A 16,769-nucleotide genomic window follows, 5' to 3' on the forward strand; every position below is an offset into this window, starting at 1 on the left:
TAAAATTTTCAATATAAACATTTAAACCAACATGATGAAATTTTTAACATGATTTATATAAAATAAAAAAACAAACGATTCTTTAGAGAAAGAATCGTTTGTTTTTTATTAGTGAGTAACTACTTTTCTACACAATTTTTGTAGGTTAAATTAGGTTCTATGCCAAGTATAATTACTATTTAATTTTCTAGATACCTGTATAGCGTGGATTTGCTAATCCCTGTTTCATCTTTTATTTGAACGAGACTATACTCTCCACTTTGATACATGACTATCGCACGTTTTACATTTTTGTCAGGTTTTCTGGGTCGTCCAGGAGTGATTCCTTTTTGTTTTGCTTCATATAAACCTTTTTTTGTTTTTTCACTTATCACGTCACTTTGAAAATTAACAAGATGATTTACAATATAGCCGAATGGATATCCAGCTGTATTGCTTGTATCAATTCCCTCAGTAAGAGATTGAAAATAAGCACCTTTCCTATCAATGTTTTCTATTAACTCCACTAGATGGCGTGTTGAATCAGCTAATGTAAAAAGTTTTGTAACGACTATTTTATCACCTGGGTTCAGGTTACTTATCATACTTTTAAGTTGTGTTCTTTTTTTGGCTGATGAATGTTCCTCTGAAACGATTGTTGTACAATTTACTTTTTCTAATTTTTTTAGTTGTTCTTCGCATTTCAGATCATCTTGATACGGTCTCATATATCCGATTAACATACATGCTCTCCTAACAGTTAAGACGTTTCTTTTATCATACCATAACTTGGACGAGTAAAATAAGTATCAAAAAGGTTCCTTTTTGGGACGATAAGTGTTAGACTGTTTTTATCGTAATGTGAACACGGCTTTTATGAGACTTAAAAGCCAAAAAATAAATGATATGAGGTGTATAAAACAGTGGTAGAAAAATTAAAAACAGAATGGTTTTCAAATGTTAGAGCGGATATCCTTGCGGGGATTGTTGTTGCACTAGCATTAATTCCAGAGGCAATTGCATTTTCAATTATTGCAGGTGTAGATCCGATGGTGGGATTATATGCATCCTTTTGTATTGCAGTTATTATTGCCTTTGTAGGTGGTCGTCCTGGAATGATTTCAGCGGCAACAGGTGCAATGGCATTACTTATGGTTCCTTTAGTAAAAGAGCACGGGCTAAATTATTTATTAGCCGCAACAATTTTAACAGGTGTTATACAAATTATTTTTGGTGTATGTAAAGTAGCACGATTAATGAAATTTATCCCACGTGCTGTCATGATTGGGTTTGTTAATGCTTTAGCAATTTTAATTTTTATGGCTCAAGTACCACATTTTATTGGTATTTCCAATCTGACATATGTATTTGTTGCAATTACATTAGCAATTGTCTATATTGTACCGCGATTTATTAAATCAATTCCAGCTCCATTAATAGCGATTGTATTATTAACAGCGATTGCGATTTATATGCATTTGGACTTACGAACTGTCGGTGATTTAGGAGCGATTACAAAATCATTACCATCGTTCTTTATTCCAGACGTTCCATTCACATTTGAAACATTAAGCATTATTTTTCCATATTCCATTGCTTTAGCGATTGTTGGACTATTGGAATCTTTACTAACAGCGTCTATTGTAGATGACATGACTGGAACAGAAAGTAATAAAAATCAAGAGTCCCGAGGTCAAGGAATCGCTAATATTGTTACGGGTTTCTTTGGTGGTATGGCAGGTTGTGCAATGATTGGGCAATCTGTAATCAACGTAAAATCAGGCGGACGTGGTAGACTGTCTACTCTAATCGCAGGACTATTTTTAATGTTTCTCATCATTGTATTAGGAGATTTAGTTGTACAAATTCCAATGCCTGTTCTAGTAGGTATTATGATTATGGTTTCCATTGGTACATTTGATTGGTCTTCGTTCTCATATTTAGTAAAAGCGCCAAGAAGTGATGCAGCAGTTATGTTAGTGACAGTTATTATCGTAGTTGCAACGCATGATTTATCTAAAGGTGTAATTGCTGGTGTATTACTAAGTGCTATATTCTTTGTTGCTAAAATTTCAAAGATAAAAGTTACAAAACGACAAGATGGTTCAAATATGATATTTGATGTAGATGGTCAATTGTTCTTTGCATCTGTAGAAGGATTCGTAGAATCATTTGATTTTAATGTTAAAAATAGAAGCATTGTCATTGATTTCTCAAACACGCATGTTTGGGATGATTCGGCAGTTGGAGCTATCGACAAAGTTGTTATTAAGTACCAAGAAAATCAAAATATTGTTACCATTACAAACTTAAATTCTTCTAGTAAGAAACTCGTAGAAAAATTAGCTGTATATAATAACCCAAATAGAAAAGCTTCTTCACATTAATTCATGATTAGGAGTGAAAATTATGTATAAAAAAATCCTATTGGCTGTAGATGGTTCTGAACATTCCTTACGTGCTACACAAGAAGCAATAAAAATTGCATCCTTAGCTAACGAATGTACAGTTGAGATTGTATTTGTAGTTGATTATGCAAAAGCAAAGAATGAAGTTATTCACGCACAAGGGAAAGAAGAATTAGAGTTATCCCGTCGTAAGAGACTTTTACCTATTGAAGAAAAATTAAAAGAAAATCGTATTTCTTATGAAGTTAAAATATTACATGGTGAACCAGGGCTAACCATTGTAGAGCATGCGAATAAAGGTCATTTTGAATTAGTGGTACTTGGTAGTCGTGGACTCAATGCGTTGCAAGAAATGGTACTAGGAAGTGTGAGCCATAAAGTAGCTAAAAGGGTTCAATGTCCAGTACTGATTGTAAAATAATATATTTTTTGTATGATTCCTGATTTTGAAAATTCTTATTCAAAATCAGGAATTTTTATAATAAAGGAAACTTGAAATATTTTAATATGTAAGGAGTTGGCACATGAAAACACTACAAAGTGGAAAAACAAAGATTTTTGCTTTAGGTGGCCTTGGAGAAATTGGAAAGAATATGTATGTCATTGAGTATGAAGATGAAATCATCATTGTAGATGCCGGATTTAAATTTCCTGACTCTGAACTATTAGGTATTGATTATGTTATACCCGATTATACGTATCTAGAAAGAAATAAAGATAAAATAAAAGGATTATTCATCACACACGGACATGAAGATCATATTGGCGGGGTTCCCTTTCTATTTAAATGCATACAAGTACCGATATATGCTGGGAAGCTAGCTGCAGCATTAATTAAAAGTAAATTTGAAGAACATAATATCCGCCATGTTGAAATAAGAAATATATTGGATGAAACAGAAGTTAAATTTCAACACACGAAAGTACGTTTTTACCGAACAACACATAGTATTCCTGACGCATTTGGTATAGTAGTCACCACTCCAAATGGAAATGTTGTACATACTGGTGATTTCAAATTCGATTTTACACCCGCTGGTACTGAGGCGAACCTACACAAAATTGCTGAAATCGGAAAAGAAGGTGTATTGTGTTTACTATCCGACAGTACAAATAGTGAAGTTCCTGGCTTTTCAATGTCAGAAAAAAAGGTTGGGCAGTCTGTAAAGGAAATCTTTTCAGAGGCTCAGGGACGTATCTTATTTGCCACTTTTGCATCTAACGTTCACAGATTGCAACAGGTTGTAGAGGCTTCTATTTTGTATAATCGTAAAGTTGTAGTTGTAGGAAGAAGTATGGAAAAAACAATTCAAATCGGAAGAGACTTAGGATACATCCAAGCTCCAAAGGACATATTCGTTGGCGTACATGAAATCAATCATATTCCAAGTCACCAAGTAACTATTATATGTACGGGAAGTCAAGGGGAACCAATGGCAGCTTTATCAAGAATTGCATATAATAATCACCGACAAATTCAAATTATTCCTGGAGATACAGTTGTTCTTTCTTCCTCCCCGATTCCAGGGAATGTGTTAAGTGTTAACAGAACGATTAATCAACTATATCGAGTAGGTGCAAATGTAATTCATCATAAAATAAGTGATATTCATACATCTGGTCATGGAGCACAAGAAGAACAAAAATTGATGCTCTCCCTTTTAAAGCCGAAATATTTCATGCCTATTCACGGAGAATATCGTATGTTAAAAAAGCATGTAGAATTAGCTGTAGAATGTGGTGTCCCTTTAGAAAATTGTTTTGTTATGGATAATGGGCAAGTATTAGAAATCTCCAAAGGAGAGGCTAGAATTAGTAGTAAAACCATATCTTCTCAGGCTGTGTATGTTGACGGGAGTGGTATAGGTGATATTGGAAACATTGTTTTACGTGACCGTAGAATTTTATCTGAAGAAGGAATCATTATTATAAGCCTAAATTTAGATTGTAAACAAAAGCGATTAGTATCTCAGCCGGCGATTGTTACAAGAGGCTTTGTATATATGCGTGGATCAGAAGAACTCATGAAGAAAATAGAAGATATTGTAGAAGATTGTATATGTAATTTACTAAATGAAGGGATCATAAATTGGGCACAAATAAAACAAACACTTGTAGAAGTATTAAGTCCATTCTTATATTCCAAAACCGGACGTCGGCCAATGCTTCTTCCAATCATTATGGAAGTTTAAAAAGAAAAACATTCATAATATTTATACCTTATTTTATGTATTCCAATACGTCAGGTTCCAAACTATTAAGGTACTAGATTAATAAAAAGCAAAAACCAGTGATGCCACCAATCACTGGTTTTTGCTTTTGGATTTGAAATCATTACAATATTAGCCTAATAATTTTTCCATAATCATAACATCGACATGCTCGCCGTCCATGATTCCCTGTTTTTCAAATACCCCTACTTCTCGATAGCCCATTTTACGATATAACCCTTGGCCAAGATTATTAAAAGAAAAAGTGAATAAAACAAATTTATAGAATTCATTTTGTTGTCCATTTTTTTCTAGTGCTAAAAGTAAATTCTGTCCCAAACCTTTTCCTCTATATTCTCTTTTTATGTATATAGATAATTCTCCTACTCCACGATAGGCGCATCGATGACTGTATGGATTAATGGAAGCCCAGCCAACGATATGAGAATTTTCTTCCATGACAATTACTGAATATCTTTTTTCTCGTTGAAATAGCCATTCCATTACATATTTATCTGTTCTTATTTCTGTCTCTAAAGTTGCAATACGATCTTCGATACCCTCATTATAAATAGTCGTAATTTCTTGTACATCTTGTTCAGTTGCTTTTCTAATCTCCATACTTATTTCCCCCTAATCTCCCTTACCTTTACATTACTTTTGATTTTTGACTTAAGTTGTGCAATTTAAGGACGTAACCAAATCCCCACCAAGTCATAGGGTTAATATCATTATCTAAAATATTCATTTTTCAAATAGCTTATTAGCTTTCTCACAACAAATTTAGCATCCGATCCAACTCCCCTTAATGTCGCAGAAGAAAACGAACGTTGACCTTCCAAGCCAACATAATACACCCCTTGGACCTCTGTACTTACACCAGCTATTTGTAAAGGTCTTCCTTCTGAGTCCAGTGCTCCAATAGCATTGAAGTAAGAGAGATTAGGGTGATAGCCCGTTGCAAAAATGACCGTATCGATTGGCTCCTTCTTCCCATCAGGCCAAACTACACCATCAGTGTAAAAAGATGTAAACATAGACCTTTGATCTGGATTCCCCCTAGCTAATCGTTCCTTGTAATCACCTAAATCGATGACTCCTCCTGAACTCGGTGCTGTTTTTCCAAATCGCCAAAACGGAAAGGTATCTACACCTAATACCTTAAGCCAAAAATGTAAATCCTTCCCCCACACTTTTTGTTTCATGAGTTGAACAGGCTTTCGTACAGCTAAAGATACTTTACTTACATCGGCCAGTTCAAGTGCAATTTGGACAGCTGAATTTCTCCGCCCCACCACCACTACTCTTTGATTAATATACTGATTCGGACTCCGATACATAGCGGAATGTATAATATTCCCCTTGAATTCCTCTTGATCCTTTATTATCGGATTAAACGGACTGTGGAAAGAACCAGTTGCATTTATAATAGTTCTAGTCAAAAATGTCTTTCCAGAGACTGTTTGAACTTTAAATATTCCATCTTCTTTTTCTATAGATTCTACTCGCTGATTTAACATAACTGGTAGCTGAAAATTGTCCACATAATTTTGCAAGTAATCAATCACTTCGTTCCTCGTGGGATAATCATCAGGATGCCCTGGGAATTGCATTCCAGGTAACGATGAAAAACGTGCGGGAGAAAACAATTTCAGACTTTCATAATAGTAAGGCCAAGACCCAGCTGTTCGCTCACTCGCTTCTAATATTAAAAACTGTAATCCTTTTTTTTGAAGGTGATAACCAGACGCAAGACCAGCTTGCCCTCCTCCAATTACAATGGAATCTAATATTTCTTTCATCATTATCCCACCTTTGATTTACTTATTTAATTAGATTCTTTTAATTCTCGATACGCTTCAAGGAAACTCTGATAAGTTTTCTTTCCTAAACTGTTTTTTTCGAGTCTGAACATACTTTGAAAAACATAATCCTTTGCATTTTCAACATTACATTGGTGGGCATTCATTATTAATCTTATATAGGATACAAAATAGTCTTTCTTTAAATTACCCGCATGATTAATAACCATTTCATTGTGTTCTCCTTTCAAACTTAATTCTTCTGTAAGGAGGCGTAATATAAATTACTACTCCTTACAGTCAGTCTCCTTAACAACAAGATTCTGTACCACAACATGAATCATCTACTTTATTAGGCTTTACATTCACACTACAAACACCAGTCTCTGGCAAATCAAGTTCTACTTTTTCAGCTGCCTCATAATCACCAGTAAGGTAAGCAACTATAGATCTAACTTGTTCATATCCTGTCGCCATAAGGAAAGTAGGCGCTCTTCCATAACTTTTTGAACCTACAATATAGAAACCTTTCTCTGGGTGTCGAAGCTCTTTTTCACCATGGGGGCGAACAGTGCCACAACTATGAAGGTTAGGATCGATTAGTGGTGCTAAAGCCCCTACACTTTCAGTAGCAGTATCAATAGAAGTACGTATTTCACTTATCATAGATAAATTAGGACGATTCCCTGTATTTACAATCATCTCTTGGATATCAGTAATTTTTATTTCTTTCTCATCTTGATGACCTACAATGTCCATTCCATTTTTTGTACTAACTACGTATTGAATTTTATATGGTGTCATTACTTCCACGATTCCTTCATCAACCAATTGATGAATGTGGCTACCTAAGGTTCCGCGCGCTTCAAGAGCATCTTTTTCCTCTCCCCCGTATGCTTCTTCCACACGTTGCTTTCTCATAATCCATACAATCTTAGTCCCTGGATAGGACTCCTTTAATTTTGCCAACTCCAATAAAGCATTGATTGCAGAATGACCACTTCCAACGACAGCTACATGCTTATTGGCATATCGCTTTTGTTCGTTTCCTAATATATCTGGAATACCATAAAAAATATGCTCGTTAAGGGATTGCTCTTCTTTCAACCAGATACCATTAGAATTTGCCGGATTTGGATTTCCCCACGTACCGGAAGCATCTAATATCGCTCTAGCTTCATAAACTTGAAGTACACCTTCTTTTTCTGTATAGATCATAAATGGCATTTTTTCACGATTCGTTGTTTTCATTTTATCTGTATCCTTCTTACCTATAGATAGTACTTTAGTATTCAAATGGATAAATGGTTTAATTTCCGGAAGATTCGCAAGCGGTTGTAAGTATTGTTCTACAATTTCTCTTCCTGTTGGTAATGCTTTTATGTCTGGTGATTCCCAGCCATGTTGTTCAAGAAGAGCTAGAGCTGCTTTATCTATGTTATATTGCCAAGGTGAGAATAACCGCACATGGCCCCATGTAAGGATGTTTGAACCTATATTTGCCCCAGCTTCTAATAAGATAAATGATTCACCATGTTTTGCTAAATGTGCAGCTGCAGCTAAACCTACAGGACCTCCCCCAATAATGGCAACTGGTAACTGTTTTAATCCTTGCATATCGATATTGCTTTGTAATGTTTGATTGTCTGTTCCACAACAATCTTGTACTTTGAATGAAAGTTGAATAGGTTTCATAAAAAAACCTCCTAATTTTCTTTAAATTTGTAAGTGTAAAATATAAATTTAATTATTTAAATCAAAAAAAGTTGATTTAAATACCAGAATGATTATTCGAGTTTAATCATTTATAAAAAGCTGTATTGATCAAAAAAAATTGATTAATAATATATTAAAATGCTATTTCGCCCCAACCAAAATTATGACATAGGACGAAATATACAGCATAATTGCTCAGATAATAGTGCATCTACTTCTTCTTTATTAATGTTATAGTAACTCCATGTCCCTTTTGTTTCTTTTGTAATAAGATTTGCATCAAGTAAAAGTTTTAAATGATACGAAAGTTTTGATTGTGGTAATTCAAGAACACCCGTTAAATCGCATACACAAGTTTCTCCACGTTGGCACAATTCATACAAGATGTGTAACCTTTTTTGATCTGCCAATGCTTTGAACTTTTTTTCATATTTTTCAAAGGATTGAGGAGTTGATTGATTGTATAATTTTATTTCTTTCATGGTAATTTCCTTTCATCAATTTTTTTTGATATTTATAATATATATGCCTTTCATTACTTTTGCAACTAATAAATCAAAAAAAATTGATTTATTAGTTGCAAAAGTAATTATTAATTAAAAAGACATTTACTAATATCATCCGTAAATGTCTTTTTAATATTAACGTAAACCACTGACTTTTTAAGAAATCCAACTGCTCACTAGATTTACAAATTGACCAATCTTAATAGCAAGTTGAGATCCCCCTTCCACCGTTGAATTAATTTCCGTCAAAGCATTTGTTGTTCTTCTAAGAAGAGACGGCTTCGGTTCATGACCTTCCTCGATATTTTGTACTACCTCTCCAACAAAATCTATAGCATCTTCTTGAACATCTTTATTTTCCATAGATGCCCCTCTTAGGAGTTCCATTAGTTCTTGAGCTATTTTTTTAAGCTCCTTCCCCTCATCTTGGTTATTTATTTGATTAGCTTCAATATTCCCTTGTTCTGCATAATTAAATTGTCCTACATTACCTTGAATTAATACTTTTGCATTCGGTTTTTCATCAATTCCCAATTCAATTGCCATCTCCTCTAAATAATCTGTAATATGATTTACTAAAAGTCTTACAACTTGATAATTAAATTCTCGTACTTGATCTGAAAATTTTGCTCCTTTATAGAAAGCATATCCAAATGTTAATTCATGATAATCATTTAAGTGCACTGTTGCATATTTTAAAAGTTGATAAATAAAGCTGATTTCTTCATTATTATCAATAGGAATATCATACTTTGAACCATATGTCTTTAGTCCTATCATTTCCTCTAAATTATAGTCTTGTGTATGACATTTACGTATAAAGTCATAAATAATAGGTTCACTTTCAATATATGTAACAAACTTTTTAGCCAATCTCATGGTCTCATGTATATCACTTGAATTCAACAAATCTCCAGAGACTCTCCTAAAATTTTTAGAGAGAATTTTAAATTTTTTAATAGGAATAAGAACTGAAGCTTCCAACTAATTCACCCCACAGTATGGACAAAATGGAGAATGACCTGCTTTAGTTAATATAGTTAATTTAGCTTTTCTATCACAACATAAAAACATCACTTCATCTAAATCATCTTTTTCATATAATACTCTTGGTTGTTTTGTTGTCATAAGTTTCCCAGCTTTAAATTTCATGCCCTTACTTCTTTTCAAAGACTTTTCTAATCCTTTAAATAGATCATTTACCGCTTTTGCCATTTCATTCTCTGCTAATATCATAGCATTTTCCTTAATATCCTCAGTGTAGTATGTAGAAACTGGACAAGGAATACCACAACTAGGACAAAATAACTCCATAACATCATCTTCTTGTACTTCATCGGCTCTTAATTTAAATTCTTCTCCACAAAATGAGCACTTAAAAGATGAAAATCCAGCCATGTCGCTTTGTTTAGAAATTATAAATTTTTTTGGCATTACTATAGCTCCCTTTATTATGTCTTAACTAAAAAGTTAGATATATATATGCATGTATGTAAAACCGACTTCTTAAATTAATAATTAGTATAATTCTTCAAATTTCTATTTAATATATACCTCAATAAAAACAATAATTTTGTCAATACAGAATCCTAACCATTATTAATTCTTTAAAACCTCCTAAAATTCCTTTTTTGACCTATAAAAAAAAGCATGACGTACAATTGTCATGCTTTTCCTCATATAATCTAATAATATTTTAAGTCTACATCTTTCATGTATCATGTATAACTTTGTTGTAGAATAAACAACTTTCTTGTATAATCCACGACTTTGTTGTAATTACACACAACGTTTTTTTATATTGTGCGAAAAACTGGTTTGAAAGAAGCTTGCATCGCATCATCCAGACCTTTCCCTTGTGCTGGGTTCCATGCTGCAATAATTACGTTATAGCCCTCTTTCTTTAACTCTGTCGCAAAAGCAATTAAGGCGGCTCTTACTTTTTCATTCTCTACTAAGTCAGCATCGAATGCTAAGTATACATTTTCTACGCCCATATCTTTTAATACTGGCATAACGATTCTCCATGCATTTACACCTGGAATCGCAAGAACTGTTGTCCCTACTTTAGCTATTTCTTCTTTATTTAGTCTTTGAGGAAGTAAATCGGCAATTAAATCCGCCTTCATCGGCCCTTCCGTAATCATTACTGATTTTGTTTTGTGCAGCGTACCAGACTTCCAATGTTTCAAATGTGAGCTTGGTACCGCTACATGTACAGGGAGTGGATTTTCACTACCTCCCGCACCGGTTCCTTCATTTTTGTTTGCTGAAGAGATCCATAAGTATTTTTGACCTTTATGTATCTTTACAACAACCTTTTCCCCGTCGATTAATAATTCTTTATTTTTCCCTATTTCTAGTTTTCCTTCATAGATACAATCCTCGTTTTTCGTTATTTTCACTACATTAGGCTGTTGGACTAGTTCGGCTTGTATACCTGTAGGTCCAGATTTCACATGAACAGAGTTCTTTACTTCATCTACACGTACTTGCCAACCAACAATTTGATTATATTGGTTTCGGAATGGAATCATAATTCCTGGAAAACCTGCCATTAAACGAAGAGAAGTTTGTCCTTTCTTCATTTCATAAAATCCAGGTATTCCCTTCCAACAATCTTTTTTGCCAATTTGTTTAAATAACTTTTCCCAAATAGTTGTGTACGTATTATCATCTTCCAACACAATTTGTTGCTTTAAAAACGAACGATATTGACGTACCTGTACTTCTTCTTCAGTCATTTTTCTATCTTGCAGTAAATGTATATGATGCTTCTCCTCTAACGGCAAAAATCCGATTAAATTACGATTAAATACATCTAATTCTTCCTTACTTCGCTTACTATGCCCCTTTACTACATCTACCTCTGGTAATTGGTATTGCTTCTTACCATTTAGATAATGGATATAACTTGGATTACTTGAATTTTTACCGTATACCCACTTACTTTCCACACGGGTACATGCTACTTTCTCTTGTGAAACATGCAGCATACAGTTTCCAATAGCATTACAGATTGGGCATGGAACACGATAAAATTCCCACCAACTTCCTCTTGGATGTGCAGTTGTTAAACGAAATTGTCCTTTTTGTATGTTATAATTCATCATTTCCCACTCCTTGTATACTATTTATTATATATGGAATAGCTACTTCCATTAAACTCTTTATACTTCTATTTAGATGTTCTCTTTGTTCTCCTAACGGATATACAAAAGAATATGTATCACATACTAAATAATCGTTTCTATGTTCTTGATCTAGCAAAGCTGATTCTACATATGCTTCAAATGCTCTAGCAAACATCTCATGATTTGTAGACCAATACTTTTTAGTTCTCTTCTTATCTAACTTAATGGCTGTATCAAAATATATGGACCCTTTCACTTGATAGGGTATTTCACTAAGTTTTTCGCCTGTTTTTTTATAATGATATGCAGCTAACATTTGTGCGGTTTTCTCAAATTCTTTTTCAATTTTACGCTCCATACGCGTCTTTGTTGCTCCTGATAAAGTATCAAGCTTCCTACACAAACTAGCATGATGTGATTCTAAAATATTTGAAAGATTTCCTTTAAACACATCATAACTATCGATAACACCACCATAGAAATACCACTTTCTACTGTAGGCATTTTCCACGTTGATTACTCTGGCCACTTTTCCTTGTTTACAAGCATCTAACACAGCTTGCATCTTTTCCTTGATAATAGCAGGCAAGATATTCCCAATACTCTTCCCGCTTGATAAGAAAGCAAGACTACCATTTTGAAAATCATGACTACAATCATATAAGAAATGATCCAATGCATGTCCCCATTCATGACACAATGCCCCGACTCCATTATCACGAGTTAAATTAATGACTTTGGTAGAAGGTTCATAATGTGCTAATGCATTGCCGCTTCCTCTCGCACCAATCGCAAGTCCTAAGCGTCCTCCTAACCCTATATACTCAGGTGAAATCCCTAATATACGAGCTAAATCATGCAATGCTTCGGATACATGCCCGATATGTTCTTTTGCATATTGTTCGGTGCAATAATGACCAAATTGCATCCCCTTCAACCCAAACATAGCCACTACGTCTTCAGGTTTGGTAGCAATTTCTACTCCTGGTCCTTTTCTTTGCAAAGTATCTGGCAGTTTCCTACTCCAAGCGGCTGCGGATTTCTTACGAGTCGTAACCTTTTTCGTAAGTAAATCATTCCATGTTAGTTCATGTGATACACGAAGATACGTAGAATTAATACTTTTTGAATTTGTGCAAAGTGATATGAATTTCTTACCTAATATTAATAATTCCATACCATCCGCATCAACAAACTCATCAAAATATTCCTCTACCATTCTTTTAAATGTGAATTTTAAATTCTTATTTTTTCTAAATGCAGACCAACCATTGCTCATTTCCATACCATAAGAGACAACAAGATCTACCCATTGTTCTGAGGTATGTACCGACTGTAAATCATGCCATATTCTTCTACATGCCTGAACATATAGTTTCCTTGCAGTCGGTGTATCTACAATTGGCTTCTTATTAATTCTGCCCACTAGCAACTGTTTTAACTTTGCAACACGTGGCGGGATATCATTTTCTTTTTCATGTTCAAAAGAGAATGGAATTAATGTGTTTCGATCCAATGCATTTAGCGCCTCTACTGGAGATTCTTTTTCAATTTCAGCTAAAATTTCTAAAGAAAATGATACCAAAAATGATTCTTTTAAAGCACGTATCTCTTTCTTTGCTCCCACTAATTTCTCACCTACATCATAACTGTATCGATTGCGAACTTGTTTATCTGTTCTCACATCTTGTACCATTATGTCTTCTCCTACTTCTAAACCAAAAAGTTCAAATAAATTCATACTAAAATCCTCCCGAATAAAATAAAAGACAGAAATTCATAGTCATTTTGCACTACGGATTTCTGTCATTCCCTCTGTCTGTACACTTCCATATAGTTATGTAAATTACTCATTACGATACACTCACACCTGTTAAAGAGAATAGGTCCTCTTTTGTCGGATTTAGTGCTTGTAACCAGCTATCTACCTCCAGAAAGTTTACTTTTTTTAATTGTTCGCCTTTTTCCGCACGCTTAACCACCTCTAAACCTCCATGCTGATGCACAATCATTACAAGATCATCTTTCTTGAAAATACAATCTACATCTGCAGAGTTTATATGGTGGTTACGTAGAATTGGTTTCCATTTCTTAAGTGAATAACCTTCTACATCTAAAAAACCACGGATAGCAGTAAAGCGAAAACTTGTCCCTCTAAAACATCTTTCCAATAAAAAAAGGAAATCCCGTACACATCCATTAAAATGAACATGATACAAATAGATTTCCCCTGCTTGTTTTGCTGCTCGCTGTGACAAGTTTGATGGTTTAATGGAAAACTGATAGCAATCTCGTTCCCAAAATGCTCCTTCTTTTGTAACTCTCATTCGTAATGCACGTAAACTTGGAATAAGTTCATCTGGATGCGCAGAACAAAATAAAGATACTTCATAACTGATATTCATAAATAAATCCCCCTAAATAATAATTTTTGCCCAGTGTAATAATGGGTTCTAACAATCAAACAGACTTGAAAACAACACAAAAAGGGCTTCTTCAAGTCGATTAATAATGTGCATAGCAAAATAAGCTATATATACACTAATCGGCTCAAAGAAGCCCTTTCATAAATGAAACAAGACGCAACTTGCTTCTACAACTCAACCACAACACAATAAGGTGTGGGAATAAACGGAATCAATTAAACAATAAATATAGTTATATATTAATAAATTTATTAAGTATTATCAAGTGTCGTTATATATTTATAGTATTTAGCGGTATAATACCAATATATAAAGGAGGTAGAATATTTTGCCAATAAAGTATGATTCAAATAATCCTAGATTAATTCCTTCAGTTGTATCTTTTATCGATGTATTAGGATTTTCTCAACTGGGTATGAGAGCGATTAACAATGGTGAAGGGGATTTATTTTTAAATCAGATACATACATCATTAAACAAAGCTCGGCATGCTATTACCAATCAAATGTCGTTAGCAAAAGTTAAAGTTTTTACTGACAACGTAGTAATTGGATGGCCTATTTATGGAGATGGAGAGGGAGAATTAGGAACCACTTTCCTTTACCTAGCAGAATATCAATTCTTGTTAACACTTGATGGCTTCTTTATTCGAGGTGGAGTAAGTGTTGGTGACCATTTTATGGATGAAGAAACCGTATTCGGCCCTGAATTGATTACGGCATATGATCTAGAATCTCAAGTAGCTGTTTATCCTAGAATTATTCTAAGTGAAAAATGTAAACAAAAAGTGCATGAATATATACCTTATGACCCTCGACCTGATAATCCCTTTAATTCTGTATTACTTGAGGATATGGATGGAGAATGGTTTTTAAATTACTTATATATCTTATTAGAATGGCACAGTGATGATGTCACACTTCATTTAGAGACGCATCGCGATAATATTGCAAGTGCATTAGATACCTATGCAAATAATCATAAATTACTTAAAAAATATTCATGGATAGCAAACTATCATAATTATTTTTGTGATGAATTTGTACCTAATGCACCTAATGACCTTAAAATTAATTCACCAATCAAAATGTCACCACCAAGAAGAATAATTACATAAATCATAAAAGCATTCTTACTAAGCATAAGTAAGAATGCTTTTATATATTCAATCCACCATACCACTTTTCAACAATTTAGTATTTCAAATATTTTATAGTATCATTGAGCTTATTATTTTTCATTTTCTTGAAATTATGTATAATTAAAGTATCCTACACGAGATATTGAGTCATATCTCATCGTCATTTTAAAAAGATCTCCATTTTACATGGAGGTCTTTTTTTTAGAAAATAATAAAAGACAGAAGTTTTACGTTCTGTCTTCTTTATTTACCTTAAAGTAATCCATTCATAGCTTGCCCACTCTTTTGGTTTCTTATCGTACTTAATACGACCAGTCGTACAGAATGAAGCGACCATCCATTGAATAAGGTTCATCTTAGCATACGGATCAACACAATCCTCTATTTTTTTTAATTGATAGCCTGTACTATTGTTCTTCCAAATTGTATATAAACGAAAATGGGTTGTCGTAACAAGTCTAGCTTTTGTTGTAACTTGCCATTTTGCAATTTTCGTTAAATCTTCTTTTACTTTTCTTTCATAATCTTGTTTTACTACCTTATAACTCTTCTCTTTATTAATTAGTCCATTCGAGAATGTAAAAGGCATTTGATGCACCTCATAGACAGTTCCTTCTTCATCGCCTAAAATATTTGATTCTACTAGGAATATATTTTTTAGTTTTAACTGTTCCGTTAATTCTTTTCCGCTCCGATAGAACGGTTTTTTTATCTTCTGAAGCAGAATAACCTGTACAATTAACCCGATAAGTAGCGGATACGCTAGTATAAACACCATATTTATAAACATATTTGTAATAAGTACCCCTACTAGTGCGAATATCGTGAAATAAATATACGTTTCTCTTTGATGAATGATTCTACTGTTCAAACCAACATACCTCCGTTTTGATACATAGTGAAAGCAATATACACAATTGCCCCTAATAAAATTGAACAAGCCCCCGGAAAGCTCTGTATCAGCTGTATTTCTTTCTTTGGTAGTTTTGCCCCAAATATAGAAGCAGCATGCTCAAATTGGTCCTTAATCGCTCCTACAAACCCTAAAATTTTAATTAATCGATACACACTAGCAATCCAAAAGAATAGTAAATGGAAAGCTGTTAATGTAATAGCGGTAAGGATAGCTGATTCTTCTACTAAATTACTAACATATATAGCTACCACCACAAGCATTTTTGTATCACCAGGTGAAGAAAATTTAAATGTCTCTAACAACAAACCACACGCTAAGGCCATGGCTAGTACAATTAAAATCTCTTTCCCTGTTCTTATTCCAGCAAAATACGTGATTCCTATACCTACAATTAAGAATAGCAAATGCCATATATTTTTCGTTTTTCTATATTTCAAATCAGTGAATACATTTAGGATCATATATCCTATTAGTATTCCTATTACATACATACTCATAATTATTTCTCCTTATTTTTCCCTATTTTGATGG

General features: G+C 33.7%; 17 protein-coding genes. 4 read left to right on the plus strand and 13 right to left on the minus strand.

What is annotated here, in order from left to right; genetic code table 11:
* Positions 1-179 precede the first annotated feature (179 nt).
* Entirely contained in the window at positions 180-722 is a 543-nt protein-coding gene (locus KVT31_RS25900; protein WP_000904931.1) for a recombinase family protein, read from the minus strand.
* Positions 723-902: 180 nt separating this feature from the next.
* Between KVT31_RS25900 and KVT31_RS25905 the strand changes: the two genes are divergently transcribed.
* The 3 genes from KVT31_RS25905 to rnjA all read left to right on the plus strand — a co-directional run bounded on the left by KVT31_RS25905 (position 903) and on the right by rnjA (position 4,579).
* A complete protein-coding gene (locus tag KVT31_RS25905; protein WP_000229539.1) occupies positions 903-2,366 on the plus strand; it encodes a SulP family inorganic anion transporter in 1,464 nt (487 codons plus the stop codon).
* 22 nt (positions 2,367-2,388) lie between these two features.
* Entirely contained in the window at positions 2,389-2,808 is a 420-nt protein-coding gene (locus KVT31_RS25910) for a universal stress protein (RefSeq protein ID WP_000277007.1), read from the plus strand.
* Positions 2,809-2,911: 103 nt separating this feature from the next.
* Entirely contained in the window at positions 2,912-4,579 is a 1,668-nt protein-coding gene (rnjA, locus tag KVT31_RS25915; protein WP_000854867.1) for a ribonuclease J1, read from the plus strand.
* A gap of 150 nt (positions 4,580-4,729) precedes the next feature.
* Here the strand turns inward: rnjA and KVT31_RS25920 are convergent, their stop codons facing one another.
* The 10 genes from KVT31_RS25920 to KVT31_RS25965 all read right to left on the minus strand — a co-directional run bounded on the left by KVT31_RS25920 (position 4,730) and on the right by KVT31_RS25965 (position 14,160).
* A complete protein-coding gene (locus KVT31_RS25920; RefSeq protein ID WP_000405749.1) occupies positions 4,730-5,218 on the minus strand; it encodes an arsinothricin resistance N-acetyltransferase ArsN1 family A in 489 nt (162 codons plus the stop codon).
* Positions 5,219-5,328: 110 nt separating this feature from the next.
* Positions 5,329-6,399, minus strand: a complete 1,071-nt coding sequence (locus tag KVT31_RS25925; RefSeq protein WP_000658827.1) for a flavin-containing monooxygenase — start codon at positions 6,397-6,399, stop codon at positions 5,329-5,331.
* Positions 6,400-6,425: 26 nt separating this feature from the next.
* On the minus strand, positions 6,426-6,629 hold the full coding sequence (locus tag KVT31_RS25930) for a hypothetical protein (RefSeq protein ID WP_000236376.1): 204 nt from the start codon (positions 6,627-6,629) through the stop codon (positions 6,426-6,428).
* 79 nt (positions 6,630-6,708) lie between these two features.
* Complete coding sequence (locus KVT31_RS25935) at positions 6,709-8,094, minus strand: FAD-dependent oxidoreductase (protein ID WP_000802654.1); 1,386 nt, start codon at positions 8,092-8,094, stop codon at positions 6,709-6,711.
* Between the two features lie 182 nt (positions 8,095-8,276).
* Positions 8,277-8,597: an ArsR/SmtB family transcription factor gene (locus tag KVT31_RS25940; RefSeq protein ID WP_000658768.1), complete on the minus strand. Its 321-nt coding sequence runs from the start codon at positions 8,595-8,597 to the stop codon at positions 8,277-8,279.
* 180 nt (positions 8,598-8,777) lie between these two features.
* Positions 8,778-9,500: a hypothetical protein gene (locus KVT31_RS25945; RefSeq protein ID WP_002019908.1), complete on the minus strand. Its 723-nt coding sequence runs from the start codon at positions 9,498-9,500 to the stop codon at positions 8,778-8,780.
* 105 nt (positions 9,501-9,605) lie between these two features.
* Positions 9,606-10,055, minus strand: a complete 450-nt coding sequence (locus KVT31_RS25950) for a hypothetical protein (RefSeq protein ID WP_001124741.1) — start codon at positions 10,053-10,055, stop codon at positions 9,606-9,608.
* A gap of 362 nt (positions 10,056-10,417) precedes the next feature.
* Positions 10,418-11,731: a DUF3854 domain-containing protein gene (locus tag KVT31_RS25955; RefSeq protein ID WP_046199584.1), complete on the minus strand. Its 1,314-nt coding sequence runs from the start codon at positions 11,729-11,731 to the stop codon at positions 10,418-10,420.
* On the minus strand, positions 11,721-13,496 hold the full coding sequence (locus KVT31_RS25960; RefSeq protein WP_046199585.1) for an LPD1 domain-containing protein: 1,776 nt from the start codon (positions 13,494-13,496) through the stop codon (positions 11,721-11,723). The genes KVT31_RS25955 and KVT31_RS25960 overlap by 11 nt, the downstream gene beginning before the upstream one ends.
* A gap of 112 nt (positions 13,497-13,608) precedes the next feature.
* Entirely contained in the window at positions 13,609-14,160 is a 552-nt protein-coding gene (locus tag KVT31_RS25965) for a hypothetical protein (RefSeq protein WP_016112206.1), read from the minus strand.
* 349 nt (positions 14,161-14,509) lie between these two features.
* Between KVT31_RS25965 and KVT31_RS25970 the strand changes: the two genes are divergently transcribed.
* On the plus strand, positions 14,510-15,298 hold the full coding sequence (locus KVT31_RS25970; protein WP_046199586.1) for a hypothetical protein: 789 nt from the start codon (positions 14,510-14,512) through the stop codon (positions 15,296-15,298).
* 271 nt (positions 15,299-15,569) lie between these two features.
* Here KVT31_RS25970 and KVT31_RS25975 read toward each other — a convergent pair whose 3' ends face one another.
* The gene (locus tag KVT31_RS25975) at positions 15,570-16,193 is read right to left on the minus strand and encodes a hypothetical protein (RefSeq protein WP_046199587.1); all 624 of its coding nucleotides are present in this window, start codon (positions 16,191-16,193) and stop codon (positions 15,570-15,572) included.
* The gene (locus KVT31_RS25980) at positions 16,190-16,735 is read right to left on the minus strand and encodes a hypothetical protein (RefSeq protein ID WP_046199588.1); all 546 of its coding nucleotides are present in this window, start codon (positions 16,733-16,735) and stop codon (positions 16,190-16,192) included. The genes KVT31_RS25975 and KVT31_RS25980 overlap by 4 nt, the downstream gene beginning before the upstream one ends.
* Between the last annotated feature and the right edge of the window lie 34 nt (positions 16,736-16,769).

It is taken from the genome of Bacillus sp. GbtcB14 (assembly GCF_019091205.1).
In the GTDB taxonomy this organism is placed as follows: Bacteria; Bacillota; Bacilli; order Bacillales; family Bacillaceae_G; genus Bacillus_A; species Bacillus_A cereus_AG.